Raw genomic sequence first — 26,785 nt, forward strand, 5'->3', positions numbered from 1 at the left:
TTTTTAATCTGCACTAACAACAAATCTTTTTGTTTCGGTATAGTTTTTATAAGAAATAGAATAAAAATAAACACCTCCGCTTAGTTGATCACATGGAATTGAGTGACTATTTACTCCAACTTTTGATTCTGTTTTTATTTCTTTGATTAATTCGCCTAATATATTGTAAAGGGAAATATTAACCGGCGCCACATCTTCAACCTTAAATTGTATGGTGGTTAGGGAATTGGCCGGGTTTGGAAAATTTTTAAGTTGAAGTGAATTTTTATTCACTACCTCTTTTATTCCAGCCGGATTGACAATATTAATGATATAGTATGCGAGTATTGTTGGCGCGCTTAATGCGCTACCTCCTGCCGTGTTTGGACTACTTGGACAAGAAACCACTGCGGGTGTCATGTAAGGTTGAACTTTAAACTGTAATGTATATGATCCTGCTGTTGTAGGTGTACCGCTTATTTGAGCGCAAGTATTTGCGTTACCCGGAAATTTATAAGTTCCGGAAGTAACGGTAACATTAGTTCCTCCCAACATATTTAGTCCCGGCGGTAAATTAAAGTTAGTTACCAAAGTGGTAGTGCTTACTTCAATCCGGTTAAAACATAAGGTTAATGGATTGGTAACCGTATCCTTAGGAACTTTAATGGTAAGATTTTGAGAATATGGAATTCCAACTGTACCCGATAAAAAATTGGTGGCACTATCGGGCCAAATACCTTTTTTATTGGAGGCTACAAAGGTAGGGTCCAGGGTACAAGAAGCAACTTGTGATTTCAAAACAGATAATAACCCAAAAGTTAAAAGTAAGATGTATATTTTTTTCATATTAAAGGGATTAATTAAAGCTAAGGTAAGCAAATTCATATCAAATTAAAAAGAACGAACCAACAGCTAATTTTTTGTGAAAGCCTTTATTATTAGTAAATTTGCCTTCCAAATTATAAATATGACAACTAACAAAACTTTCACCATGATAAAGCCGGATGCTGTGGCTGCCAACAATATCGGACCTATACTAGCAATGATTAATAAAGCCGGGTTTAAAATTGGAGCTATGAAATATATGCAACTTTCAAAAGAACAAGCCGGTTTGTTTTATGAAGTGCATAAGGAAAGGCCTTTTTACGGTGAATTAACAGAGTATATGAGTAGTGGCCCAATAGTTGCTGCAATTTTGATTAAAGATAATGCGGTATCTGATTATCGGAAGTTAATTGGAGCTACCGATCCAACAAAAGCCGAAGACGGAACAATCAGAAAACTATTTGCCAAGTCAATATCAGCAAATGCAGTTCATGGTAGCGACAGCGATGAAAATGCTGAAATAGAAGCTGACTTCTTTTTTTCAAAGCTAGAGAGATATTAATCTATAAAATTCCATTCAAAATCAACCCCTTGAACTTTGATTCTTGGGGTTTTTTTGTTAAAATAACCAGAAATGGGTTAAAACCGACCACTTCTCAAAAAAAAGGGTCAGGTTAAAAAAAAGGGGCATTTTAGGCTTTGTTATTCCATAAAAAATTAACATTTTTGTTAAAAATAACTAATTTACTTTAATCGCATACTATGAATAAATTTCTATCAAAATCTTTAGCTAAAACTTGTGGTTTTTTAGCGCTTGGCTTAATAAGTATTTCTTATGAAGCTGTTGCGCAATTTAATTGGTCTTCGGCAGGTCCGGTTTATACTGCCGGTCGTGTGAGAAACATGGTTATTGATAAAAATAATTCTTCTTATTTATTAGTAGGAAGCACATCCAGTGGAATTTTCGTTTCTGGTAATAGTGGTGTTGAATGGGGGCCATTGGATGATCAAGGAAGCGTAAGAAATATTAGTTACATGGCTGTTTCTAAAGACGGCGATATTTTTGCCGCTACCGGCGAAGGATTTTTAAGAGCCACACAAAAGGCAAAAGCTTTATTGGGTACTGGTTTATATAAAAAATCAGGTGCTAATTTAGTTATTGTAGCGGATTCATCTAAAACAGGTACTGTTATCAATAAAATTGCCTGCAGTCCGGTTAATAATAACATGTTAGCCTTAGCAGGAAATAAAGGTATTCTGTTATCAACTGATGGAGGAGCAAATTATTTTGTTGCACCAGGCACACCTTCAATGGTTGGCCAGGATATAAAATTTGATTCTAATGGAATTTTATACTGCTCGGTAGGTTATGAATCTACTGCCGCGGGTTCCGCTTCTACTACGGTATGGAAAGCTAGTACTGCTGATTTGGGCTCAGCAACATTTGCCAATATTACTCCAACTTCTATTGCAGTAACAAATTCTAATTATGGTCGAATAGAATTAGCCATTGCACCTTCAAATGCTAATGTTGTGTATGCATCCTGTGCTGCAAAATACATTACCGGTAATAACGGTTCACCCACTTTGTCTGGTTTATTTGTTTCTTATGACGGTGGAACTACCTGGGGTACAATTTTGGTTGGTTCTGCTCAGTTAGATCCATTGTTTAACGGAACAACAAGAGCATCCGGTGACTTCGCACATTGTTTAACTGTTAGTCCAACTAATCCTGACTATCTTTACATGGGTGGCTATTTTCTTTATACTTTCCAAAGAACTGGAGGAACAAACAGCAATCCGATTGGTAATTGGATTAAAAGAGGAAATCCTTTGTTTTTAAATTCTCAACTTTATGTTCATGAAAATATTCATGATGTAAAAATTATCGGTTCTTCGGTTTATGCAATTACCGATGCTGGAATTTATCGTTCTGTTGATGGGATGTTAAGTTGGCAACCATTTTACAAAAATTTAATTACCGGCCAATTTAATAGTGTTAGTATTGAGCGTTATCCGCTTTCCAATAACAATGGAGGGGCAATTACACCAAATATTGGATTTATTGGAGGAACAGGAGGTAATGGTAATATTTATTTTAGAGGTGCTTTAACCGGGAGTAATGTTAATGTTAATCAGGAGGTGAGTTCAATAGGTGGAGATATCTTTGCTACTCAATTCTCGAAAATTCTACCTAGCGCAGCTTATATGACTGCAAACGGACCACTTTACCGAACAACAAATGTAGAAACTTCTGATCCAATGGTTACTGAGCTTGTAGCTAATACCGCGAATCAATCCGTGGTAAATATTACAGGTTCTAATTTCACATTAACAGGTACTCCATTTAAGATGTGGGAATATTATGGACAAGAATCGGCGCCTATGGTAACTATGGCCAATCCGGATAAACTTTACTTTTATAATGACACATCTTTTGCTTTAAGCACAGTTCCTTCGCTAACGACATCAACTAATTTTACTTTTACAGTTGGTCGTCCACAGAAAAAAGCCGTGATGGATCATATTGTGATTCGGGCAACCCTTGTAAAAATTGTTGCAACACCGGCTACAATTACGATTCCAACATTCACCACAGTTGACACCGAAACGTTGGCTATTCAAATGAACACCTTTGTTTTGCCGCCTACCGGTACGCTTAATGCACCAATTATGTCGATTGATGGATACACGAGTGCTCCTACCTATTCATTAAATAAAGTAATTATTAATTCAACAAATCAACTTGACGAAGTACATGTTGCGTTAGCCGGGCCATTGTTTACCACTCAACCAGCTTCAAGTCCATCTGTTCCGAATATAGAGTCTTATGTTCGATTGAAGGCAACTGTGTATTACAGATATGAAGCCGGAGATTCCTTAATCATTTTATATGATAATATTTCTACAAAAGGATTAACATATTCTGTTACTACACCTACTTCGATGCGTTGGACACAACCGGCCTCAAGTACGGTAAATGCCACATCAAACCCGCTTCAGAAGTTTGATTTAAAATTCTCGGCCAGATTAGCAGTAGCGTATGGTAATAATGCAGATGCGGCAATTTATATCAGCAAAGCACCATTGGATTTAAATACACCACTAAGCTTCGTGAAACTTAGTGCAAACAAAGCTCTTACCACAAACTCTCTTGGAATTCCATTATCAGGAATCAACGAAACGGTTGCTATAACGGGTACGCCAACAATTATTGAATGGAGTCGTTCCGGTACAGAGTTATATTATGCTACTAATCAAAATTATCTATACCGCGTATCTTATATCACAGATATATTAGATTCAACGGCTAAGAGTTATAATGGTAAATTACATACCGGAATTTTCACTTATAGTAACACTCCTGCACCGCCACAATACACAGCAACCGGCTTCCAAACACCTAATCCTCGTTGTCCGTATCGTACCACTTTATTAGGAAATTTCCCAAATAAAATTACAAGCATTAGTATCGCACAAAATGACTCAATGATGTTGTTAACTTTTGACGATGCTTCCGCAACCGGAACTTTTGCAATGGCAAATACAACCAGTATTAAAAAATCAGATTTTTCAAATATCGGTTTTGTAAATAAAAGTGGTTCGGCTACTGATCCTTTTCAAACTGTTTATTGTTCATTATTAGAAAAGAAAGATAATAAAAAAGCATTTATTGGAACAGAAAGAGGTATTTATTATACAAATGACGTTTCAGCGGCTAGTCCTAGTTGGTCACTGGCTAACAACAACCAATTACCGCGCGTTCAAATTTTTGATATCAAACAACAAACTATGAATTCATGGGAATGTTATAATTCCGGACAAATTTACGTAGCCACAAATGGTCGTGGAATTTGGACGAACAATGAGTATTATACACAAACAGTTATTGGAGTGGAAGAAATTGTAAAATCTGCTCATTCGAATAATCTTAAACTTTTCCCTAATCCAACAAATGATGAGGTGAACATCACGTTCCGCTCATATGATGGTGAAAATATCGGAGTACATATCATGGATATTAACGGAAGAATTGTGAAAGCACAGGAATTCGGTAAATCAAATAACGGAGACGTTACAATTGTTATGGATGTGGCCGAACTTTCAACCGGAATGTATATTGTTAATGTGATTAGCGATTCAGGAATGAGAAGAGTTTCTAAATTAATTATTACTAAATAGTTTCAAAAACTTTATAATAAAAAGCTGTCCGAATACGGACAGCTTTTTTTTTGAGTACATTTAAAAAATGAAAACAACAGAAAAAGACTCTAATTATAATGATCTGGAAAAGATGAGCGTTGCAGAGTTGCTAACGAGCATGAATAAGGAAGATAAAACTGTTGCCTTTACTATTGAAAAGATTCTACCGTTTATTGAAGTGTTGGTTTCTGCTATTGTACAAAAGATGCGCTTTGATGGGAGATTGTTTTATTTAGGAGCCGGAACAAGTGGAAGATTGGGGATTGTTGATGCCAGCGAGTGTCCGCCCACTTACGGCATAGAACATGGCAAAGTAATAGGATTGATAGCGGGAGGAGACGAGGCGATTAGAAAAGCCGTTGAGTTTGCCGAAGATGATATGAATCAAGGATGGGATGATTTGCAGGCGTATAATATTTCAGAAAACGATGTGGTTGTAGGAATTGCGGCTTCTGGTAGCACTCCATATGTGATGGGAGCACTTGAAAATTGTAAGAGAATGGGAATACTAACGGCCTGCATTTGTTGTAATTTAAATACACCAATCGGAAAAATTGTAGATTTCCCTATAGAGGTTGATTTGGGACCTGAATTTGTTACTGGTTCAACACGTATGAAAAGTGGCACAGCTCAGAAATTAATATTAAATATGATTTCTACTTCTGTGATGATTAAATTGGGAAGAGTAAAAGGAAATAAGATGGTTGATATGCAACTAAGTAACAATAAACTAGTGGAGCGAGGAACCTTAATGGTAATGAAAAATACAGGATTGTTAGATAGAGAAGAAGCAAAACAATTGTTATTAAAATACGGAAGTGTTAGAAAGGCAACGGAAGCTTTTCAGAATAAAAAATAATATTACTGCACTCTTAGTTGTTGTCCGGGCCGTAAATAATATCGTTTGGAAACACCATTATAGGCTAATAATTGCCTTGTTGAAATCCCATATTTTTGAGCAATTACTGACCAGCTTTCGCCTTTACTCACGGTGTGTAATGAACAATTGCTAGGGTAAGCCGTGAGTTTATGCTTTGAATTTTTAATAGTAATGGTATGATAACAAAGTTTGAATGCTTGAAAAGAAATAAAAGTGGCCGGATTCATCGGGTGACTCAAATACCGCACTTCAAAATGTAAATGAGATCCGGTGCTATGCCCTGTACTCCCACCTAAGCCAATTGTTTGCCCACTTAATACTACATCTCCGGTTTTTACTTTTATTTTGGAAAGGTGTGCGTAAACTGTTTCAAGGCCATTAGGATGCATGAGTATTACCAGATTTCCAAATCCTCCTTGCCGTTTGGCAATACGCACTTTACCGTCAAAAGCTGCACATACTTTATCACCTTTGTTTAAATCAATGTCAATACCATTGTGCATTTTCCCGTCTCTCCATCCATAATTGGAGGTTACTACCCCTTTAAACGGCGGATGATAGTGGCTTAAATATTCATTTTCTAAAACCAAATTAAAGGATGTTGGAATTTCTTCTGTACTGGTAAATGGAAATAATAATTTTTCATCTTCAGGTGAATAGAAACTTAGTTCAAAAAGATTAAACTCAGAAATTCGAACAGAATCTGCTTTGGTGTTTTGCAGTAAGCTGGAATAATAATTGAGTTTATCAATTTCTTTCGACGAAATATCGTCGGAATCAAATATTAAATCTATTAGTTTAACAAGTTTAGTTTTAGAAATATACTTGATGGAGTCAATAGGGAAATTAAACGCTTTTAAGTCTACTTTCACCAAGTAAATAAAGCACAACAGAATCCAATATTTTCTCTTGATTTGCAAAGAATGCTAAAATACAATTTTTGAAGTATTTTACTAGATTTTCATCACGGTTTTAATCCGTAAATCACCTTATTCTGTCCGAACTTTTAATAAGCTCAACATCTTTTTTAATAAAATGTGCTGCTAAATAAGCCGAAATAGACGCCACAATAAGAATTACATAGGCAAAAATATTATCACTTACAGTCATGTTCTGGTTAATTTCTGTAAGCGGGTAAAACGATATTATGCATATCATAATTACAAATAGTATAACTAACAGATAACATAACTTTATCTGTAATTCCCTTTTTTTAAACATAAATAAGGTAATTCCACTTATTATAACGGTCAGTATATTTAAACCTAAAATTCCGTAAAGACCTTCACCGGGTTGCAAATCTATGGATGAATTTGGTACTAAAGTAATGGGGTGTACCAATCCATTGTTTGAAATATGCTGTACAGGCACAAAGAATAACGAAACACACAGAAAAATAATTTCAATAAGAAATAAAGATTGTATACGCTGAATCATTCCACAATATTACCAATTATTCATCTGCAATAAAAATTTATCCTGGGTTGATTGTCTAAAAATTAAAAACCGACTATTGTTGATTAAAATTACCCCGGGATTTTCAGTTTTAGATAAATTAAATAAGGACGTAATTTGGTAAACTTTCTTAACCGGGCTTATCATCGATATGTTAAGCATGTTCTTTTTACTGTCATTTTTTTGCAAAAGCCATATTGGGTTTCTCATTTCATCTAGCTTATAAGCTATCTGTATTGGAAATGTTAAGTTTGAAGTGAATGCTTTTTCAAATTCGATTAAGGTGTCGATACAAATCTTCCCGCTTAAATCGTTTTCTTCCGATTGCCCGTAATATTTTTCAAATAACAGATTTGTCCCAATATTTTGATTTTTAGCTGTAAAGACATTATTATTTTGGTTTAGTTCCAATTTGAAGGTGTTTATATGTTGATAGCACCAGTTTTGTTTAACCGACTTAAAAATATTGGCAATAATATTAATTGTTCCGTTTGTATATTGCTCGATCTCCGCTAAACGAATAATATAATTAATCGGTATTTTATTCGCATAGCCTTTCGGTTCTAGGATAGGAAATGCAAACTCGAAGTTTCCGCACTCTTCTCCCAAACTGTCTATACAAAATGCAAAAAGTTTAATTTGCTTTTTTCCGTCCAAGTTTAATTTATTGTTATTCTGATCAACATCAAATTCAGAATATTTCTGACCAAAAACATAAAACTTTCCATTACTGGAATCCGATAAAGCTTTTGAGAAATTAAAATGCGATAAGCCACCATTATCGGAAATTTTAGTTCCTTTTATTAGTCTGCCGGATTTGGCATGAATGTTTAATAACCATTGGCCTTTTTTATTACCATCTATTATATTCACAAATAATCTTACGCGTGAATAATCTGCATGTATTATTAAGGCTGAATTGATGTCCTTTTTTTCGAAAGGAAATTGCCATGCTTGTTCGTACTCAAAGTTAGGTTTGTCTTTTTTTAATCGATGCTTGTTTAAATAAAACTGAATTCCGCTAGTGTCTTTGATGGTTTTAATACTGTACACATCATTATTGAAGTAATAAATTTCTTTTTGCAATAAGGCTAAACTATTAATTCTGGCAACATCAATTTCATCTTCTAGTTTGGGCATTTTAAAAGAAGACTCAATTTTTATTATCTGAGCCGTTTTCTTTTCTTTTTTATATAAATATATGTTTAATTTATTATGAAGGGTATCCGAAATTAGTTGAAGATATTCGTCGCCACTTTTATTTTGTAGATTAAGGTTTAAGCTATCCTCAAGCTCTAAATTTAAACTGAATTTGTAAATAATCAGATTAGAAACTTTATCATTTTTTTGAGTGCCAAACACATAAAGTTTACCATTGTATTTTTGAACACCGGTGTTTTCTAAAATTAATTCTTTAATCTGCGCATTTCCACGGAGTGCCAAGAATGAAAATGCAAATATAATTTTAATTAATTTCTTCATCTATTAGTCCCTTTTCTTTACGTTTGATGAAATCTAATATAAGAAAATAATACAAAATAACTCCTACGGCGTACAGTACAGCAGTCATTAAAAAAATGCTCACAAACTGAAATCCGGTTTTAAATAACAGGGTTACCATAATACCGCTTAACACCCAACTTCCACTCCAAATAGCTGAAGTTAATGCACTGGTAATTTCTCTGTTTTTAGGTCCCACATATTTTAGTACAACTTCCGTAGTCATTGGTCCGGCCATATTCATTAAAGGTTGCCTAATTATATAACAAACACTTGCAATCAGTACAGCAACCGTCATGTGATTATAATATTGTGTAGTGGCCAAAGCAATCAATGAAATAATAGCTAATGATTGAGTTGTTGGTATAGCAATTTTATAACCTATTTTAGCTTTTATTTTTGGAACTAATAAGGCAAAGTATGCAACCAGTAAAGCAGCTACTGAACTCAACATGGAAAAGCCTCCCTTATCTACATGATGTACTTTTTCAAAAAACAAACTAATAAATGGAATTGTTAAGCCTGCACCGGTGGCAATTATTAATGTAGGTATCAATGCTTTTATAACAACAAACCATTCTGTTTTATGAATAGTATTTGTTTTTACAGGAGTGCCGTCGATTACTATTTCTTTGAATCCCTTATTTTGATATAAAAAGTATACACCAAGAAATCCTATTATAGAAAAAAATATTAAAATAAATTGTTCATTAAATAATTCAGGATTGATTAGATCCATTATTACAATTAAAATTCCACTCACTATGCCACCAAAACTCCAAGTACTGTAACTTAAAGATAATCCGGCGGTATGATGTAATGAATTGGAATTTCTTAATATAAATGGAGCTACAGGCACCTGCATAAATGTAAATGATGCACCCCATAATAATAGTGAAATTATAGTTAACGTTTTCAAGTGTAATGCAATGGAAATAACTATTGCTAAACCAAAAACCGGAATGCATAAATTGCTTAGATAGAAAAAAGACATTAATTTTTTTCCCTTAATAAGTTTTCCGAGTGGTAAGGCTAATAAAAAAACGCCAACAAAACGAAAAGTAATAAATAACGCAATTTCATCATTTGAAAAACCTTCTTTAAACATATAAAGAGGTAAAATATTCATGAATGTTGCATTTACAATTTGTATGAAAAACTCTGAAATTATAACATTGAGCACAGGTTTTTCCAGGTTCTTATAATCGTTAATGAAAGAAAAAAGCTTACCCATGCTGAATAATTAGTTCTAAGTATCCTTTTATTTTTTCAAATTCAGTAGGTTCAAATTCTTCGTGTTCAAATTTGTTTTTTATCCAAGTGATTTGTCTTTTGGCATAATTCCGTGTGTGCTGTTTTATTTTTTCAATCGCTTCAGCTAAACTTAGTTCTTGACGTAAATATGCAAAGATTTCACTATACCCAACAGTTTTTAAGGAATTGAAATTTGCAAATTTTTCAAGCGATTTTACCTCATCCACTAAACCCTCTTGTATCATTTGATCTACTCTGTCATTTATACGTTGATATAAAATTTCTCGGTTAGTATTAATAAACAGAATTATAGGAATGAAATTTCTGGTAGCCTTTTGATTAGTTAATAAAGTAGAATAGGGTTGCTTGGTATGAAGGGTTAATTCCAAAGCCCGAATGATGCGTTGAGAATTATTTAAATCTACCTGATTATAATATAGCGGATCCAATTCCAAAAGTAATTGTTGAATATATTCTTTGCCTTTTGAAATATAATCAGCATTTAATTGCTCACGGATTGAAATAGGAACTTCTTCAAATTCATCAATTCCGTGAATGAGCGCATTGATATATAAGCCCGAACCGCCGGCCATAATCACAACATCCTTACTTGTATATAATTTTTCAAGAGTAATCAAGGCATCTTCACAAAAATGTCCAGCACCGTATAATTCGTTTGGTTCTTTAATATTGATAAAGTGATGTTTTACAGTTTTTAGTTCGAGTTCTGTAGGTTTGGCCGTTCCTATATCTAATCGTTTATAAAATTGCCTCGAATCGCATGAAATAATTTCTGTATTAAAATATTGAGCTAATGTTATAGCTAATTTAGTTTTACCAACTGCTGTTGGCCCTGTAACAATAACCAGGTATTTGTTCTTCTCTTTTATAGTGCTTAAAAATACTAATTGTTATGCATTAATTATTCAAAATTCGTTGTGAACAACTATTGTTTGTTACATCCACATTTAAATGAATTAGCCCTAATTTTAAAAAATGCATAAACCTCTGCATAGTTTATTTTTTGCGGCCCTACTTTTTCTTGCCTTAGGCTTATTAAGTTTTTCTTTTCCGGAGGAAGGCTTGGCGGTGAAAGAGGATTTAACACTTAATTTCCCAAGTCTTCAATCTTTATTTTCGCCTAAAGCCGAGAAAAAAGATATTTCGGCAATAATTGCCATGGCAGATGCAATGGATACTGTTTCATTTAATGTAGATACTGCAAATGTTTTTGCCGATTCCCTTATTAAAGAAATTTTAATAAAAGATACAGTAAAAAAAGTACTTAAAACCGGTTTACAATATAATAACAGAAGTTGTTTATCTGGTTTTTTTGATGCGCTTGCCGATATTAAGAAAAGTAATAAGTCTATCCGTGTTTTGCACTATGGGGATAGTCAGATTGAAGGCGATCGAATTACAGATTATTTACGATTGAAATTGCAAGGACAATTTGGTGGACAAGGACCGGGCCTTTTTTCTGCAATGCCTATTGCACAAAGTATTATAACCAAGGTTAAAGCGAGTGATGGATTTGATAGATATAATACATTTACCGGAAAAGATAAACGCGTACATCATTCAAATTTTGGCGTTTTAGGTGGATTTGCAAGATTCGCCCCTTATAAAAACGTTTCCGATTCTTCACAAATGCTTAGTGCCGAAATAAATATAAATACAAGTAAACTCGGTGGAGTAAATGCTACTAAGTATACCAAATTAAAATTATTTTATGGTGGCTCTCAAACAAAAACTTGGTGCGAGTTTTATGACGGACCCGCTTTAAGTGGAGCCGATAGTTTGGAGTCGAACGGATACTTTAGAGTAAAGGAATATAAAGTGGGCTTGGGATCACTAAGTCATAGTTTTAAATTTAAAGGAAAAGATAGCCCTGATTTTTATTCATTTTCACTTGAGTCTGATCAGGGGATATATGTGGATAATATTGGATTACGGGGAAGCAGCGGAACCTTTTTTCATCATATTAATTCTGCTCAGTTAAAACAATTTTATGATTATTTAAATGTTAAACTAATTATACTGCAATTTGGTGGTAACGCTATTCCAAGTATAAAAGATGGTAGCATAGCTGTTAATTATGCAGGATATTTAAGGTCGCAAATTTCCATTATAAAAAAACTAGCACCGCAAGCAAGCATTATTTTTGTTGGTCCGGCTGATATGAGTGTAAAGGAAGGTACCGAATATAAAACGCATCCGCAGTTAGAAAACACGCGTAATGCGCTTAAAAAAATAGTGCTTGAGTCGGGTTGTGCATTTTTTGATATGTATGATTGTATGGGAGGCGAAAATTCAATGCCTGAATGGGTAGAACAAAAACTTGCCGCAACAGATTACATACATTTTTCGCCGCAAGGAGCTAGAAAAATTGCTACGTTATTTTATAGCGCAATCATGAACGAATATAATGCTTACTTAAAATCTAAAAAATAAGTGCGAATAATAATTATAATATCTCTATTTCTTGTATCTCCATTTATTAGCGGACAGATTGCAAATACTTACACTTTTATTAATTTGGAAAGTAATAAAATAATTCACGCAAAGGATTCATCCAAATTTATGCTGTTTTATCAAAAACTTGATTCTATTTCAAATAAAACGCGAAGCCGAGTTAGCATAGCTCATATGGGCGGTTCGCATGTACAAGGTGGCACGTGGAGTAATACCTTTATCACGGGTTTATCAAACGAGTTCAAGCCTGATGGAGGCGGATATTTTATTTTTCCTTATAAATTAGCCAAAACCAATAGCCCACACTATATATCAACCTTTGGGAACGGTAATTGGAAAAAATGCAGATGTGTGACTAAAGACTTTTGTTTGCCTTTGGGCATGAGTGGCATGAGTGTAAGTAGTAACGATAGTGCTAACTCTTTTGGTTTGAAACTGAAACCTCAATCTATCATCCGTAATTTTCAAACAGTAAAGGTATATCACAATTTTAATCCTTCTTTTAATTTCGAATTAGATACTTCAATTTATAGTTTAGGACTAAGATTAGATTATCCCGAACAGGGTTATACGCAATTTAGTTTCATGAATGCAATTGATTCTGTTTCCTTTAATATGATTAGGTTAGATACTATTACAAAAGACTTTATTTTATTTGGAATGAGTGTAGAAAGTGGTTATGGCTCAAAATTATTTTATGCCTGCTTGGGCGCTAACGGTGCGCAAAGTGGTTCATTTTTAAAATGCACTTACCTGGTTGAACAATTAAAAACCGTTGCGCCTGATTTAGTGATTATGTCGCTAGGCGTAAATGATTCACAAGATAAAAATTTTAATAAGGCAAATTACATAAGCCACTATGACAGTTTAATTGATAAAGTTAGACAAGCATCTCCCAACTGTGCAATTCTTTTAACCACAACTACAGATAATTTTATTCGAAGAAAAACTCCAAATAAGCGAAGTCAACTCACGCGTGAAGCGATGTTTGAATTAATGGAAAAGCACGACTTGGCTATTTGGGATATGTATGAACTGATGGGTGGATATAAGTCTATGCTGAAATGGGTAAAGTCCGGATTAGCAGCACGCGATCGTGTTCATTTTTCAAGCAAAGGCTATACCTTGTTAGGAAATTTAATGCATGAGGCTATGATTACCCAATACAAAAGTTATTTTAAAAAGGAATTGAAATAGATTTTTTCAATCAAATAATTGCTTATTCACAAGACAAGCCTTTGCTGTTTACGCAATTGTTTTTTTGGGCATTTTTTGCCGTTGTACTTCTAATTTACAGTTTTGTATACAGGCACAATAAATTAAGAACTGTATTTTTGTTACTGGTAAGTTTGTTTTTCTATTTTAAAACCAGTGGTGTTTTTGTACTTCTTTTATTTTTTACCATTTGTAGTGATTATCAATGGGGGAAGTTGATTCACCGAAGCAAGTCTCAGGTAGCCCGAAAAACTTTCCTTAGCATCAGTATAATTTTTAATCTAAGCTTGTTATGTTATTTTAAGTATTCTTACTTTTTTCATGAAAGTATTAATGATATAACCGGATCGGATTCTGTTTTTTTTAATCACTTCACTCATTTCTCAAATACATTCTTTGGTACTGCCTTTAGTGTGGATAAATTATTATTGCCGGTAGGTGTTTCCTTTTTCACTTTTCAATCTATGTCTTATGTAATAGACATGTACAGGAAAAATGTATTGCCGGTAGAAAACATATTCGATTACGGTTTTTTTGTATGTTTTTTCCCTCACCTTGTGGCCGGTCCAATAGTTAAGGCACATGATTTTCTCCATCAAATTTATCAGCCCTATAAGCTAGAGAAAAAGGAATTTGGATTGGCTTTATTTTGGATTTTAAATGGTTTTTCAAAAAAAATTATTGCTGATTATATTGCGGTTAATTATATCGATAGAATATTTGATAATCCTACATTTTACAGTGGAGTAGAGGCCGTGTTTGGTATATTTGGATATTCGCTTCAGATTTACATGGATTTTAGCGGTTATACAGATATGGCTATAGGCATTGCTTTACTTTTAGGATATCGTTTAAAAACAAACTTTTTATCACCTTATAAAGCTACAAGCGCCAGTGAGTTTTGGAAACGCTGGCACATTTCATTAAGCAGTTGGTTGCAGGAATATTTATATTTTCCGTTAGGTGGTAATAGAAAAGGAACAATAGGCTCATATGTTGCATTAACCATTATATCTGTGTTTATGATTTTAATAAGCGGAAAAATATGGTTAACTTTTTGGTTGATAGGCTTAGCAATATTATTAATCATATTATTTTTGGTTTTTCCAAAAGTTAAACAAACAATTAATACTAATATAAATCTAATGGTTACCATGTTGTTAGGTGGGCTTTGGCATGGAAGCAGCTGGTTATTTTTAATATGGGGTGGTTTAAATGGCTTAGGATTGATGATTCATAAATTCTGGAAAGATTATTCTCCATTTAAAAATTCTAATGGAAGAATCATCCGTTTTATTTTAATGCTGATTACTTTAACTTTTATCAGCTTCACTAGAATATTTTTCAGAAGCCAGAATTTAGAAACCGTAAATAATATTTTTTACCGAATCGGAAATTATTTCGGATTGGATTTAATTTTTGATATTATCGCCGGATACAAATGGGTTTTCCTAATCATGTTAATAGGATATATCATACATTGGATACCTGAAGGATTAAAAGAAAAATATAGAAATTGGTTTTCATCTCAGCATTATATTGTAATGGGGCTATTAACTATTCTGGTTGTATTTTGTATGTATCAGTTTATGAGTGGTGAAATGCAACCTTTTATTTATTTTCAGTTTTAGAAAACTTGCTTTTATTATTATTTATCATTCATCATTTTTTCCAATGCGTACATTTCATCTCTAAGTTTAGCTGCTTCTGCAAAGTTTAATTCTTTAGCCGCCCGTAACATTTGCGATTTTATTTTTGTAATTTGTTTTTTTAGTTCTTCCGGACTCATATATTGTATCACGGGATCGGCAGCTAAATTCAATTCTTCGTTTTCAATATATGTTTTTACCATTTTTCCGTTCAGAGATACTTCTGTTCCGCCAAATTGAGAGTGCTGGCTAAGTTTTTTCCCCGCTTGTTTGGGTGTTATGTTATGCTGAATATTATAATCTTGTTGTTTTTTTCTTCTCCTTTCGGTTTCTTCCATGGTAAAACGCATGCTTTCGGTTATTTTGTCGGCATACATAATTACTTTTCCGTTCACGTTTCTAGCGGCTCTGCCAACAGTTTGAACTAAGCTTCTTTCATTCCTTAAAAATCCTTCTTTATCTGCATCTAATATTGCCACCAAACTCACTTCCGGTAAATCCAAACCTTCTCTCAATAAATTAATACCCACTAAAACGTCAAAAATACCAGCGCGGAGTTGTCTTAAAATCTCTACTCTTTCAAGCGTGTCTATTTCACTATGTATATATCTACATTTTACATTTAATTTACTTAAATATTTGCTTAACTCTTCAGCCATTCGTTTGGTAAGTGTTGTCACCAAAACGCGTTCACCTAGCTCAACTGTTTTGTGTATTTCATCCAATAAATCATCTACCTGATTTTTACAAGGACGCACTTCAATCAATGGATCAATAATGCCGGTTGGTCTAATTAATTGTTCAACAACAACTCCGCCTGCAAGTTGCAACTCATAATCTGATGGCGTTGCGCTAATGTAAATTACTTGATTTTGAAGAGATACAAATTCATCAAATTTCAATGGGCGATTATCCATGGCCGAGGGAAGCCTGAATCCGTATTCAACTAAATTTTGTTTACGACTAAAGTCTCCTCCAAACATGGCTTTCACTTGAGGCAAAGTTACATGGCTCTCGTCAATAAGCATCAAATAATCATCCGGGAAATAATCCAACAAACAAAATGGACGAGTGCCCGCTTCTCTTCCGTCAAAATAACGCGAGTAATTTTCTATTCCACTGCAATAACCTAATTCGCGCATCATTTCTAAATCATAATTAACCCGTTCTTCCAATCGTTTGGCTTCCAATTCTTTTTTTTGCGACATGAATAAATCACGCTGTATAATCATGTCGTCGTAAATTTGATGCATGGCTTTTTGTAAAGTATCAGGTGCTGTTACAAATAAATTGGCCGGATAAATATTAAAGGATTTAAATTCACCAATTTTATAATTATTTGCAGGGTCAAAAGTTTCAATACTTTCAATTTCATCTCCAAAAAATAATATTCTTACGCAATAATCAGCGTAAGGCAAATTTATGTCTACGGTATCACCAATCACTCTAAAAGTTGATCGGGCAAAATCACCTGTTGTTCTTGAATAAAGTGAAGAAACAAGTTGATGTAAAAATTTATTTCGGGAAATATTTTGGCCAACGCTTATAGGAATAATATTCTTTTTGAAATCAACCGGATTTCCAATACCGTAAATACAACTCACCGAACTTACAACAATTACATCCCTTCTTCCTGAAAGTAGAGAGGAGGTTGCGCTTAACCTTAATTTTTCAATTTCATCATTAATAGCTAAATCTTTTTCAATGTAGGTCCCTGTTGTAGGTAAAAATGCTTCGGGTTGGTAATAATCATAGTAGCTAACAAAATACTCTACTGCGTTGTCCGGGAAAAACTGTTTGAATTCACTATATAATTGTGCGGCCAAAGTTTTATTGTGGCTTAGTATTAAGGTTGGTTTATTTATTTCCTGAATAACATTCGCTGCAGTAAATGTCTTGCCTGAACCCGTTACCCCTAATAATACTTGATGTTGAGCCTTGTTTGTAAGGCCGGCCACCAATTGTTTTATGGCTTCCGGTTGATCTCCGGTAGGCGTAAATTCTGAGGTTAAATTAAATGACATGCCACAAAGATACTTTATTTAAAAATCCAACAATTATTAATTAACTTTATGTTCTAATGGCTAACCGTGTTAAATTATTATTTGCTTTAGTTTTTTGTCTGAAATTGAGTTTCGGGCAAACTAAATTCAATCATTTATCAAAAGACATTTTCGGGTGCCGGGTTTTTGTAGAGAATAAAGGTCAGTTTAATAACAAGGAACTTATCAAAGAGCCAATTCTTTATGGATATGAAAACGGCGAGGAACATATTTATTTTACACAAAGCGGACCGGTATACCAGTTGATCAAAAGAAATCTGATTTCTGAAAAAGAAAAAGAGAGAATTGAAAGAGGAAAAAAAGTAAAAATTAAGCCGGATGAATCTCATTTTGTATTTGTAAAATGGCTAAATGCCAATACGCAAATTGAAATGGAAGAGAGTCAAACACAAAATCATTATTTCACCTATGGTGGACCGGAGTTAAATGCACGTACTTTCAAAAAGATAACCTATAAAAATGTGTACAATAACATTGATATTGAGTATACTTTCCCCGAAAATAAATTAGATGGGATTAAATACAATATTATTCTACATCCCGGCGCCAATCCGGACGATATACAAATTCAGTATAGTGGTGATGTAAAAAACATCATGCTTAAAGATCAAGAAGTTATTGTAAAAACAAATCGTGAAAGTATAACTGAGCATGTGCCGGTTAGTTATTATTTAAATACCAGGGAAAAGGTAAAAAGCGAATTTATTTTGCAAAACGGTATAATAAAATTTAAACTCGACCCTGGTTATGATCGTTCACGTACTTTGGTAATTGATCCTTGGGTTACTACATTAACTAGCTTAGTAGTGGGTAATTATGGTTTTGATGTGGATCACGATGGTTTAGGCAATTTATTTGTATACGGCGGAGTGAATCAAGCCAAGATAGCCAAGTATGATGTGGTTGGTAATTTATTATGGACATTTTCAGGAACAGTAATTCCTATTTCATGGACATCACAAGGTCCGGGAAATGAATATCTGGGGAACTTTGTAGTTAACAAAAATACCGGTAAAACATATGTGGGTGTAGGATACGATATGAATAATCAAGTTAGAATTATTCGGTTAGATGCTGCAGGAAATTACGATAATTGGGTAACGCCTTATTTGTATACCGTAGAAGTTTGGGACATGCTTTTTCATTGTAGTTCGGGTACAGTATATGAAATGGGAGGATCTACTATTGCTAATTTATCAGGTGGCATAATTGATCAAATAACTTCCACCGTACAAGTTGCAAATTTTACAGGCATACCAACAGCGGGACAGGATTTTTTGTCTACTTGTGTCGATGATTACGGTGTAATCTTTGGAATTTATGCAAGCCAGGGTACATCTGTTGTTTCTAATCAAATAACAAGAATCAATAATAGCTTTAATGGAAATACCTGGATGGTACCAAGTACCTATACAACCTTTGCTGAAGCAGAAAACAAAGCAAGCTATCAGGGTGGAACTTACTATTCAAATGCATTTAACTGCTTAGCTGTAAATGCTAATTTTCTTTTTTATTACGATGGATATAATGTAGCGGCGTATAATAAAAATACCGGACAAAAAGTTGGTTTTACTACTATACCAATGATAGCCATTAAACAACAGGGAGGGATTGCTGTTGATGATTGTAATAATGTTTATGTGGGTGGGATTGATAATTTATTTTCATATTATTTTAATGGTTCGTCGTTTGTGGCCCTTAATGATGTGCAGTTAAACACGCCTTCTGTAAATAAATTTGTTTACGATGTAAAACTCGATCGCGCTACCAAACTATTATATGTTTGCGGAAGTGGATTTGCGGGAGTGTACAGTGCGGTAAACAGTTTAACCTGTGGGGCCAATAACGGTTTAAGCGTTACGGTTAATTGTTTGGGATTAAATGCAGCTTCAGCGGTGGCTACCTTAAGTACCGGCATTCCTAATCCTACCGTAAATTATATTTGGACAGCGAATGGCAATACGGTGGCCGCTACAATGAGTACTTCTGCTATGTCAAATACAGCGAATTTGCCAAATGGAACTTATACATTACAAACACATATTAATGCGCCATGCGGTCCAATTTTTACTACAACCTTAAATATTCAATGCTGTCCTACAGTAGCATTAACCTCTTCGGTTTCTCAGTCGGGATGTAGTTATTCAGTTAATTCTGCTACTGTAACATTAACCGGCGGCGGAACTTTAACTCCAACTATAGATTGGAATCCGCCTCCGCAAGCTGTTGCTCCTAATTCACTCAGCGCCGTTGGTTTACCGGTGGGGACAAATACTATTGTATTTAATTTTGGGTTTAACTGTATCAATACATCAACTGTAAATGTTTTAACACAGGCACCTCCGGTTACATTCACGTTAAATAATTTAACCGGAAGTAATTCCATTACATGCATTGTTCCTGTCGTTACCTTGCAGGCCGTTAGTAATTATACCTTTGGAACTTTGTCTTATAGCTGGACCAGTCCTTCTTTTACCTCCGGATTGACTACGGTTCAGATTTTAACTGCAAATACTTTAACATTAACAGTTACAGATCCGCTCACCGGATGTTTATCTCAACAAATTGTAGCTATTGCATTAAACACCACCGCACCAACTAATTTTGTGAATCCTACAAATCAATTTGTTACCTGTAATTCAGGCGCCCCGGTTACTTTTTCCGGAACCGTTACAAACCCAACTATTAATATTCAACACGATTGGTATAGCCCTTTTAATCCTTTGCCCGGAGGAGTACCGATTGCAACTTCTAATAACACATTGGGATTATTAAGTGGAGCAGTTCCTCCCGGTGTTTATACTTTGCAAACAACTAATCTTGTTAATGGTTGTATATCATTAAAAACTGTAACTGTTACTTCTTTGGATGCTTGGCCAACATTTTCACTAAACAGTCCAACTAATTTTTCGGTAGGTTGTAATCCTTTACATCAAACAACAATTTCTATTGTAAATCCGGTTTCCACTCAAACTCCTCCTGCCACTTGCAGTTATACTTTTTTAGCACCCTCGTTTACCGGCGTGGTTACTCCAAGCGTTGTTTTAGGAAACAATACTTCCACTGTAACAACAATACCGGGTACATGGACCATTATTGTGCAGGATAATTCTAATTTCTGCCGTACAACCATCCAGGTTCCAATTATTCAAAATACGGTTGCGCCCAATGTTTCGTCCAGTATGTTTACACAAACATTAACTTGTAAAAATCCAACAGTTATTGCTACAGGAACCACTACAACTCCAAATACAATCATTACTTGGAATGTTCCTTCAACACCACCAACCTTGTCAACACCAAGCGTAGAAATTGGTAACCCTTCCAATGGTCCAAATACCAGTACAACTTCGTTAACCTACGCTAATTTTACGGTGGTAGCAACAAATTCATTAAATGCTTGTCAGTCAACTTCGGTAGTCACAATCCATCAAAACTTTAAACCGCCAATTTCTAATCCCACTATTTCTATTGCTACGCCAACTGCAATTTATTGTACGGTAGGATCAAATCCGGTGGTATTAACAACGGGTAGCAGTACCACAACAAGTGGGGGAGGACCCGGCGCATTTGTGGCTAATCCATGTTGGGAAGGACCATCCCCGCAAACGCCAACCTGCGGACCGTCATCTTACAGCTGTTATGTACCCGGTGTTTATTCATTAACGGTAGAAGATGCCTATAACGGATGTAAACACACAGGTACTGTAAATGTTTTAGATAAAACACAACCTCCGGTACTGCAAAATCAGATTTCCACTGCAACCATACAGTGCGGAGAAGATCAAACACGTTTGCAAATTCAGTTAACCGGAACAAACACTTCTATAAAATACTGGATTTATCAATATCCAGTTGGGGCTTCTTTTAACCCAAGCACAGCTATTACACCAAATGGCGGTAACCTATTACTCAGTGGCACATCTAGTCCGAGTATTGATGTGTCATTAAATGGGCGCTACTATTATTACGTAACGAACACACTCACCGGTTGCAGAATTTCAGGAGTTTATGAAGTGAAAAACGGTAATTTAAATACCAGTTTAAAGGCGAATCCTGAATTGGGATTTGCACCATTAGATGTACAGTTTAATGCAGAATCCAATGGACTAACAGCTGTAAATATTGTATGGAATTTTGGAAATGGTCTATCTCAAATTTCCAATGATTCGGAAACTATAAATACTTTATATAATTCACCGGGAACTTATCAGGTGTTTTTTATCGCTTCAAAGGGAAAATGCATAGATACAGCCTATAAAACGATACGCGTGGAAATGCCATCCAAAATGCAGGTTCCTAATATATTTACACCAAATAATGATGGAGTAAATGACCAGTTTTTCTTACACGTGGCGAATCTTACAGAGCTTAAAGCAATAATATTTGATCGATGGGGTAATCAGGTTTTTGAAATGCAAAGTGAGTCCGGAAATATTCAATGGGATGGGACTAATTATACTGGAGTAAAGTGCTCTTCAGGAGTATATCTATTTAGTATTACCGGTATAGGAACTGATGGTAAAACTTACCATCAAAAAGGAACAATTACTTTGCTTCGATAGTCCCGAATTGTTAAAATCAATAAGTTTTGCCTTTTTGGCACAGTATTTGCCAACAATACATGAATTTCTGAAAATTGGGCTAACCAATTAATTGAAATTTTAATATATTTATAACTATAATCAACCGTTTAACTCATTAACATGAAAAAAAATTACATTATTGCATTGCTAATTATATTTAGCGCAGCATTAAATATCAACGCTCAATTTGCCAAACTCAGCAAGGATGTTTTTGGTACTCGGGTTTTAATTGAAAACAAGGGTCAGTTTGATAAAAAAGTAAATTCTTTAAGTCCGGTGAAGTACGGATATGAAACATCCGGTGAGAGAATTTATTTTACCGATAAAGGCCCAATTTATAAACTGATTAAACGATTTATTTACTCACATGAACAAATGGAAAAATTGGAGCATGGGAAGTACGTGCCTTTAAAAGCGGACGAAGTTTATCAAGTGAATGTAAACTGGATTGGATGTAATGATAATATTCAAATTATTGAAAGTGAAAAGCAGTCTCATTATTTCACTTATGGTTCGGCTGACTTAAATTCTTCTACCTTCAAGAAAATAACTTACAAAAATGTTTATAATAATATTGATATAGAATACACGCTTCCGGAAGATAAGGAAAGTGGTATAAAATACAATGTGATTTTACATCCCGGAGCAAATCCGGCTGATGTAAGAATATCTTACACAGGTGATGTACAAAAAATAGTAAAAAGCGGAAATAATATTATAATTAAAACTCCTTTGGAAGACATCACCGAAACCGCGCCGATTAGTTATTATCAAAACAAAGGCAAAATAGCTTCAAAGTTTAATTTAAATCAAAATGTTATTTCTTTCGAATTCCCAGAAGGATATAACTCAAATGAAACTGTGGTTATAGACCCTTGGGTTTTTACCATGCCAACACTTACCGGTAATAATGTAGTTTATGATATTGATTATGACGGACTAGGAAACACCTTTGTTTATGGTGGTATGAATTTTATTAAAGTTGCTAAATATGATCCACTTGGAACTTTAATTTGGACTTTTGCGGGTAGTGTTCCCGGTATCACATGGGACAGTCAAGGTCCGGGTAATTTTTACACGGGTAACTTCATTGTGCACAAGTTAAATGGCAAAACGTATTTAGGACAGGGATTTGATTTTACAGGAACGAGAACAATTCGATTAGATGCTGCCGGTAATTACGATAATTTTGTTACCGTTGTAGTACCTGAGTTTCGTGAATTATGGGATATGGGTTTCCATTGCGGAACAGGTAATGTTTATGGATTAGGTGGAACAACTGCCAATGGAATTTCTGCAGCTTTAATTAATCAAAATAACGGTGTGCAAACAACCGCAAATTTCACGGGACTTGGAACCTGGGGACAAGACGTAGTTTCGAATGCGATTGATGATTTAGGAAATATTTTTGTGATTTTTGCGAGTAACGGAACACCTTCAGCTAATAACGCATTGTTGCGTGTTAATCCGGGTTTCAATGGAAATATCTGGTTCCAACCAAGTACTTACGCCACATTTAATGAGGCCAATAATAAAAATGGATATTTGGGATATGGTTTGGCTTCAAATGGGTTTAATTGTTTAGCAGTTAGCGGGAATTATTTATATTACTATAATGGTTTTGACCTTGCTGCTTATAATAAAGCAACCGGTGTGAAGATTGGATTTACAACTATCCCCGGACACATTGTGAAAAGATTCGGTGGAATTGCCGTTGATGATTGCGATAACGTATATATTGGAGGCGATAATAATGTACTATCTTATAATTTCAATGGCAGTACATTTAGTGCTTTGCCAAGTATTCCTTTAAATGCTCCTTCCGTTCAAAAACACGTTTACGATATTAAATTAGATAAAGCGAATAAGTTGCTTTATGTGGGTGGTAGCGGATTTGCCGGCACATTTAGTGCGGTTAATAGTTTAACTTGCGGAACAGCCAATGCTTTCTCATTAACCTTAAACTGTAATGGATTTAACAGTGGAACAGCTGTTGCATCGCTAACCACCGCAATAGCTAATCCTTCCATAAATTATATTTGGACAAACCAAGCCGGAACGGTTGCTGTGACCATGGGTACAACTTCCACTTCAAATTCAGTTAATTTACCAAATGGCACTTATACTTTAAATATTCAAATTAACGCGCCTTGCGGCCCGGCTTATGTGAATACAATAAACGTGAATTGCTGTAATGCAGTTAATGTTACGCACACTATTGTTCAAGCAGGATGTACAAATACAGTGAACAGCGCAACGGTTACTGCTACAGGTGGAGGTACAGTTGTTCCAATTATTACCTGGAACCCGGCTCCTCTTACACTATCAGGAAATTCATTAACTGCAACCGGATTACCTATTGGAACTACAACAGTTGTGCTTGATTACGGTGGAGGTTGTACAAATACAATTGGAATAACTGCATTACCAGCTCCACCTCCAATTACATTTACAATAAATAATTTAACCGGTACATATACAATTACCTGTACAAATCCTGTTATTGATTTACAAGCGGTGAGTAATTACACTTATGGCCCTTTATCTTATAGCTGGACGAGCATATCATTTACAGCCGGTACATCTTCAGTAAGTATTAATGCGCCAAATACTATTACACTAACAGTAACAGATCCTTCTACCGGTTGTTTATTGCAACAAGTTGTAACAATAGGAATTAATACTGTGGCTCCTACAAACTCTGTGAATCCGGTATCACAAGCTATTACTTGTAATTCAGGAGCACCCGTAACTTTTTCAGGTACGGTTTCAAATCCTACAGTAAATGTTCAGCATGATTGGTATAGTCCGTTAAATCCATTACCGGGCGGCGTACCTATTGCTACTTCAAACAATACTATAAGCATTTTAAGTGGAGCATTGCCTCCTGGTGTATATACATTAGTTACTACTAACTTGGTAAATGGTTGTACATCGCAAAAAACGGTGACCATTACTTCGCTTTCTGCTTGGCCTACTTTCTCTTTAAGTAGTCCAACCAATTTCAGTGTAGGTTGTAATCCATTACATCAAACAACAATTTCAATCATCAATCCGGTGAGTACACAAACTCCTCCAGCAACTTGTAGTTATACTTTCTTGGCACCTTCATTTACCGGAGTTGTGACTCCAAGTGTGATTTTAGGAAATAATAGTTCAACTACTACAACTATTCCGGGAACCTGGACCATTATAGTACAAGATAATTCTAACTTTTGTCGTTCTATAATTTCAGTTCCTATAATACAAAATACGGTTGCTCCTCATGTGGCTGCAAGTATGGCTACCAATACCTTACTTTGCAGAACTCCAACAGTGTTGGCCACCGGAACAAGTACTACACCAAATACTATTGTAACTTGGAATGTTCCGTCAACGCCTCCAACTTTATCTACTCCTACAGTAGTAATTGGAGATCCGGCTAATGGGCCTAATACCAGTTCAACATCTTTAACCTACGCAAACTTTACGGTTGTTGCCACTAACACTTTAAATGCTTGTCAGTCCACTTCCGTAATAACTATTTATCAGAATTTTAAACCGCCAATTTCAAATCCAACGATTTCGATTGCAACCCCTACAGCTATTTATTGTACTGTAGCAAATGCTCCGGTGGTTTTAACAACAGGTAATAGTACAACTACATCAGGAGGCGGGCCAAGTGCTTTTGTGGCTAACCCATGTTGGCAAGGGCCTTCACCGCAAACACCAACTTGCGGACCGTCATCATATAGTTGTTATGTTCCAGGGGTTTATACCTTAACTATAGAAGATAATTATAATGGTTGTACAGATGAAGGAACTGTTACTGTTTTAGATAGATCACAACCTCCTGTAATTACAAATACTTTATCTAATGCAATTTTAGATTGTGGTGGAAGTCAAGCCTCCCTTTCCGTAGCAATTACAGGAACTAATACCGGTGGCTTACGTTATTTATTAATTGAGTATCCAATCGGCGCTTCCTATTCGCCTTCTAATGCCGCATCTTATAATGTGAATCCGAGTTTAAGTGGTACATCTTCTAGTACAATCAATGTTTCATTGCCGGGATGGTATCAGGTTATTGTATCAAATACTTTAACAGGATGCAGAGCCTTAGCGTTTTTTGAAGTAACAACAGGCGGTTTAACAGCGAGTTTTACACCTGAACCTCAATCGGGATACGCGCCTTTAAATGTCAACTTTACCAATCAGTCAGCTAGTTCATCAGGAAGTTCAAGCATTACATCGGTATGGAGCTTCGGAAACGGAACGAGTCAAACTACTACATTAACTAATACCTCTGCAGTTTATAATGCACCGGGTTCTTATACAGTGATGTTATATACAACAAAAGGTTCATGTGTTGATTCAGCCTATAGAGTTATCAAAGTGGAAATGCCATCAAAATTAGAAGTGCCAAATATTTTCACACCAAACGGTGATGGCAGCAACGATGTATTTTTCTTGAAGGTGGCAAACATTGAAGAAGTAAGCGCCATTATACATGATCGTTGGGGTAATAAAGTTTACGAAACGTTAAGTAAAACCGGTAACATTGCCTGGGATGGTAAAAATTTCGGAGGTAAGGAATGTTCTGCCGGAGTTTATTTCTATATCATTAAAGGTAAAGGTTTCGATGGTAAAGAATATGAACAAAAAGGGAATGTAACTCTCATGAGATAAAACTTTAAAAAATAAAGGCCCCTTCTTTGTAAG

General features: G+C 35.0%; 15 protein-coding genes. 8 read left to right on the forward strand and 7 right to left on the reverse strand.

The window, feature by feature from the left end:
• Nucleotides 1–3: 3 nt before the first annotated feature.
• Nucleotides 4–825: a T9SS type A sorting domain-containing protein gene (locus tag IPM51_03425; GenBank protein ID MBK9283348.1), complete on the reverse strand. Its 822-nt coding sequence runs from the start codon at nucleotides 823–825 to the stop codon at nucleotides 4–6.
• Between the two features lie 121 nt (nucleotides 826–946).
• On the opposite strand from IPM51_03425, the gene IPM51_03430 reads away from it, so the two are divergent.
• The 3 genes from IPM51_03430 (at nucleotide 947) to murQ (ending at nucleotide 5,866) form a co-directional block, all read left to right on the forward strand.
• On the forward strand, nucleotides 947–1,366 hold the full coding sequence (locus IPM51_03430; GenBank protein ID MBK9283349.1) for a nucleoside-diphosphate kinase: 420 nt from the start codon (nucleotides 947–949) through the stop codon (nucleotides 1,364–1,366).
• 200 nt (nucleotides 1,367–1,566) lie between these two features.
• Nucleotides 1,567–4,986, forward strand: coding sequence for a T9SS type A sorting domain-containing protein (locus IPM51_03435; GenBank protein MBK9283350.1), 3,420 nt, complete (start codon nucleotides 1,567–1,569; stop codon nucleotides 4,984–4,986).
• 67 nt (nucleotides 4,987–5,053) lie between these two features.
• Nucleotides 5,054–5,866, forward strand: a complete 813-nt coding sequence (gene murQ / locus IPM51_03440; GenBank protein MBK9283351.1) for an N-acetylmuramic acid 6-phosphate etherase — start codon at nucleotides 5,054–5,056, stop codon at nucleotides 5,864–5,866.
• A gap of 2 nt (nucleotides 5,867–5,868) precedes the next feature.
• Here murQ and IPM51_03445 read toward each other — a convergent pair whose 3' ends face one another.
• The 5 genes from IPM51_03445 to miaA form a co-directional block, all read right to left on the reverse strand.
• Nucleotides 5,869–6,759 (reverse strand): peptidoglycan DD-metalloendopeptidase family protein, encoded by an 891-nt coding sequence (locus IPM51_03445; GenBank protein ID MBK9283352.1) that lies wholly within the window; start codon nucleotides 6,757–6,759, stop codon nucleotides 5,869–5,871.
• A 112-nt stretch (nucleotides 6,760–6,871) separates the two neighbouring features.
• Nucleotides 6,872–7,324, reverse strand: coding sequence for a DUF4293 family protein (locus IPM51_03450; GenBank protein ID MBK9283353.1), 453 nt, complete (start codon nucleotides 7,322–7,324; stop codon nucleotides 6,872–6,874).
• A 9-nt stretch (nucleotides 7,325–7,333) separates the two neighbouring features.
• A complete protein-coding gene (locus tag IPM51_03455) occupies nucleotides 7,334–8,824 on the reverse strand; it encodes a hypothetical protein (protein MBK9283354.1) in 1,491 nt (496 codons plus the stop codon).
• The gene (locus IPM51_03460; protein MBK9283355.1) at nucleotides 8,808–10,076 is read right to left on the reverse strand and encodes an MFS transporter; all 1,269 of its coding nucleotides are present in this window, start codon (nucleotides 10,074–10,076) and stop codon (nucleotides 8,808–8,810) included. The genes IPM51_03455 and IPM51_03460 overlap by 17 nt, the downstream gene beginning before the upstream one ends.
• Nucleotides 10,069–10,986 carry a tRNA (adenosine(37)-N6)-dimethylallyltransferase MiaA gene (miaA, locus tag IPM51_03465; GenBank protein MBK9283356.1) on the reverse strand — a complete coding sequence of 306 codons (918 nt, stop codon included), beginning with the start codon at nucleotides 10,984–10,986 and terminating at the stop codon, nucleotides 10,069–10,071. Before miaA ends, IPM51_03460 begins: the two co-directional genes overlap by 8 nt.
• Before the next feature lie 106 nt (nucleotides 10,987–11,092).
• On the opposite strand from miaA, the gene IPM51_03470 reads away from it, so the two are divergent.
• The 3 genes from IPM51_03470 (at nucleotide 11,093) to IPM51_03480 (ending at nucleotide 15,417) form a co-directional block, all read left to right on the forward strand.
• Nucleotides 11,093–12,550 carry a hypothetical protein gene (locus IPM51_03470; GenBank protein MBK9283357.1) on the forward strand — a complete coding sequence of 486 codons (1,458 nt, stop codon included), beginning with the start codon at nucleotides 11,093–11,095 and terminating at the stop codon, nucleotides 12,548–12,550.
• Nucleotides 12,551–13,768, forward strand: coding sequence for a hypothetical protein (locus tag IPM51_03475; GenBank protein ID MBK9283358.1), 1,218 nt, complete (start codon nucleotides 12,551–12,553; stop codon nucleotides 13,766–13,768).
• Nucleotides 13,769–13,905: 137 nt separating this feature from the next.
• Complete coding sequence (locus IPM51_03480; GenBank protein ID MBK9283359.1) at nucleotides 13,906–15,417, forward strand: MBOAT family protein; 1,512 nt, start codon at nucleotides 13,906–13,908, stop codon at nucleotides 15,415–15,417.
• Nucleotides 15,418–15,434: 17 nt separating this feature from the next.
• Here IPM51_03480 and uvrB read toward each other — a convergent pair whose 3' ends face one another.
• Nucleotides 15,435–17,459 carry an excinuclease ABC subunit UvrB gene (gene uvrB, locus IPM51_03485; protein MBK9283360.1) on the reverse strand — a complete coding sequence of 675 codons (2,025 nt, stop codon included), beginning with the start codon at nucleotides 17,457–17,459 and terminating at the stop codon, nucleotides 15,435–15,437.
• A gap of 56 nt (nucleotides 17,460–17,515) precedes the next feature.
• On the opposite strand from uvrB, the gene IPM51_03490 reads away from it, so the two are divergent.
• Together IPM51_03490 and IPM51_03495 are read left to right on the forward strand one after the other, a co-directional pair.
• A complete protein-coding gene (locus IPM51_03490; protein ID MBK9283361.1) occupies nucleotides 17,516–22,063 on the forward strand; it encodes a gliding motility-associated C-terminal domain-containing protein in 4,548 nt (1,515 codons plus the stop codon).
• A 141-nt stretch (nucleotides 22,064–22,204) separates the two neighbouring features.
• Nucleotides 22,205–26,752, forward strand: a complete 4,548-nt coding sequence (locus IPM51_03495; protein MBK9283362.1) for a gliding motility-associated C-terminal domain-containing protein — start codon at nucleotides 22,205–22,207, stop codon at nucleotides 26,750–26,752.
• Nucleotides 26,753–26,785: the final 33 nt, after the last annotated feature.

The organism is Sphingobacteriaceae bacterium (genome assembly GCA_016715905.1).
In the GTDB taxonomy this organism is placed as follows: domain Bacteria; phylum Bacteroidota; class Bacteroidia; order B-17B0; family Aurantibacillaceae; genus Aurantibacillus.

What these genes read in the sequence shown, in the direction of transcription:
- IPM51_03435 (MBK9283350.1), top strand. Translation starts at nt 1,567, where the DNA reads ATGAATAAATTTCTATCAAAATCTTTAGCTAAAACTTGTGGTTTTTTA.
- IPM51_03495 (MBK9283362.1), top strand. Translation starts at nt 22,205, where the DNA reads ATGAAAAAAAATTACATTATTGCATTGCTAATTATATTTAGCGCAGCA.
- uvrB (MBK9283360.1), bottom strand. Translation starts at nt 17,459, where the DNA reads ATGTCATTTAATTTAACCTCAGAATTTACGCCTACCGGAGATCAACCG.
- IPM51_03470 (MBK9283357.1), top strand. Translation starts at nt 11,093, where the DNA reads ATGCATAAACCTCTGCATAGTTTATTTTTTGCGGCCCTACTTTTTCTT.
- murQ (MBK9283351.1), top strand. Translation starts at nt 5,054, where the DNA reads ATGAAAACAACAGAAAAAGACTCTAATTATAATGATCTGGAAAAGATG.
- IPM51_03455 (MBK9283354.1), bottom strand. Translation starts at nt 8,824, where the DNA reads ATGAAGAAATTAATTAAAATTATATTTGCATTTTCATTCTTGGCACTC.
- IPM51_03490 (MBK9283361.1), top strand. Translation starts at nt 17,516, where the DNA reads ATGGCTAACCGTGTTAAATTATTATTTGCTTTAGTTTTTTGTCTGAAA.
- IPM51_03450 (MBK9283353.1), bottom strand. Translation starts at nt 7,324, where the DNA reads ATGATTCAGCGTATACAATCTTTATTTCTTATTGAAATTATTTTTCTG.
- IPM51_03430 (MBK9283349.1), top strand. Translation starts at nt 947, where the DNA reads ATGACAACTAACAAAACTTTCACCATGATAAAGCCGGATGCTGTGGCT.
- IPM51_03425 (MBK9283348.1), bottom strand. Translation starts at nt 825, where the DNA reads ATGAAAAAAATATACATCTTACTTTTAACTTTTGGGTTATTATCTGTT.
- IPM51_03460 (MBK9283355.1), bottom strand. Translation starts at nt 10,076, where the DNA reads ATGGGTAAGCTTTTTTCTTTCATTAACGATTATAAGAACCTGGAAAAA.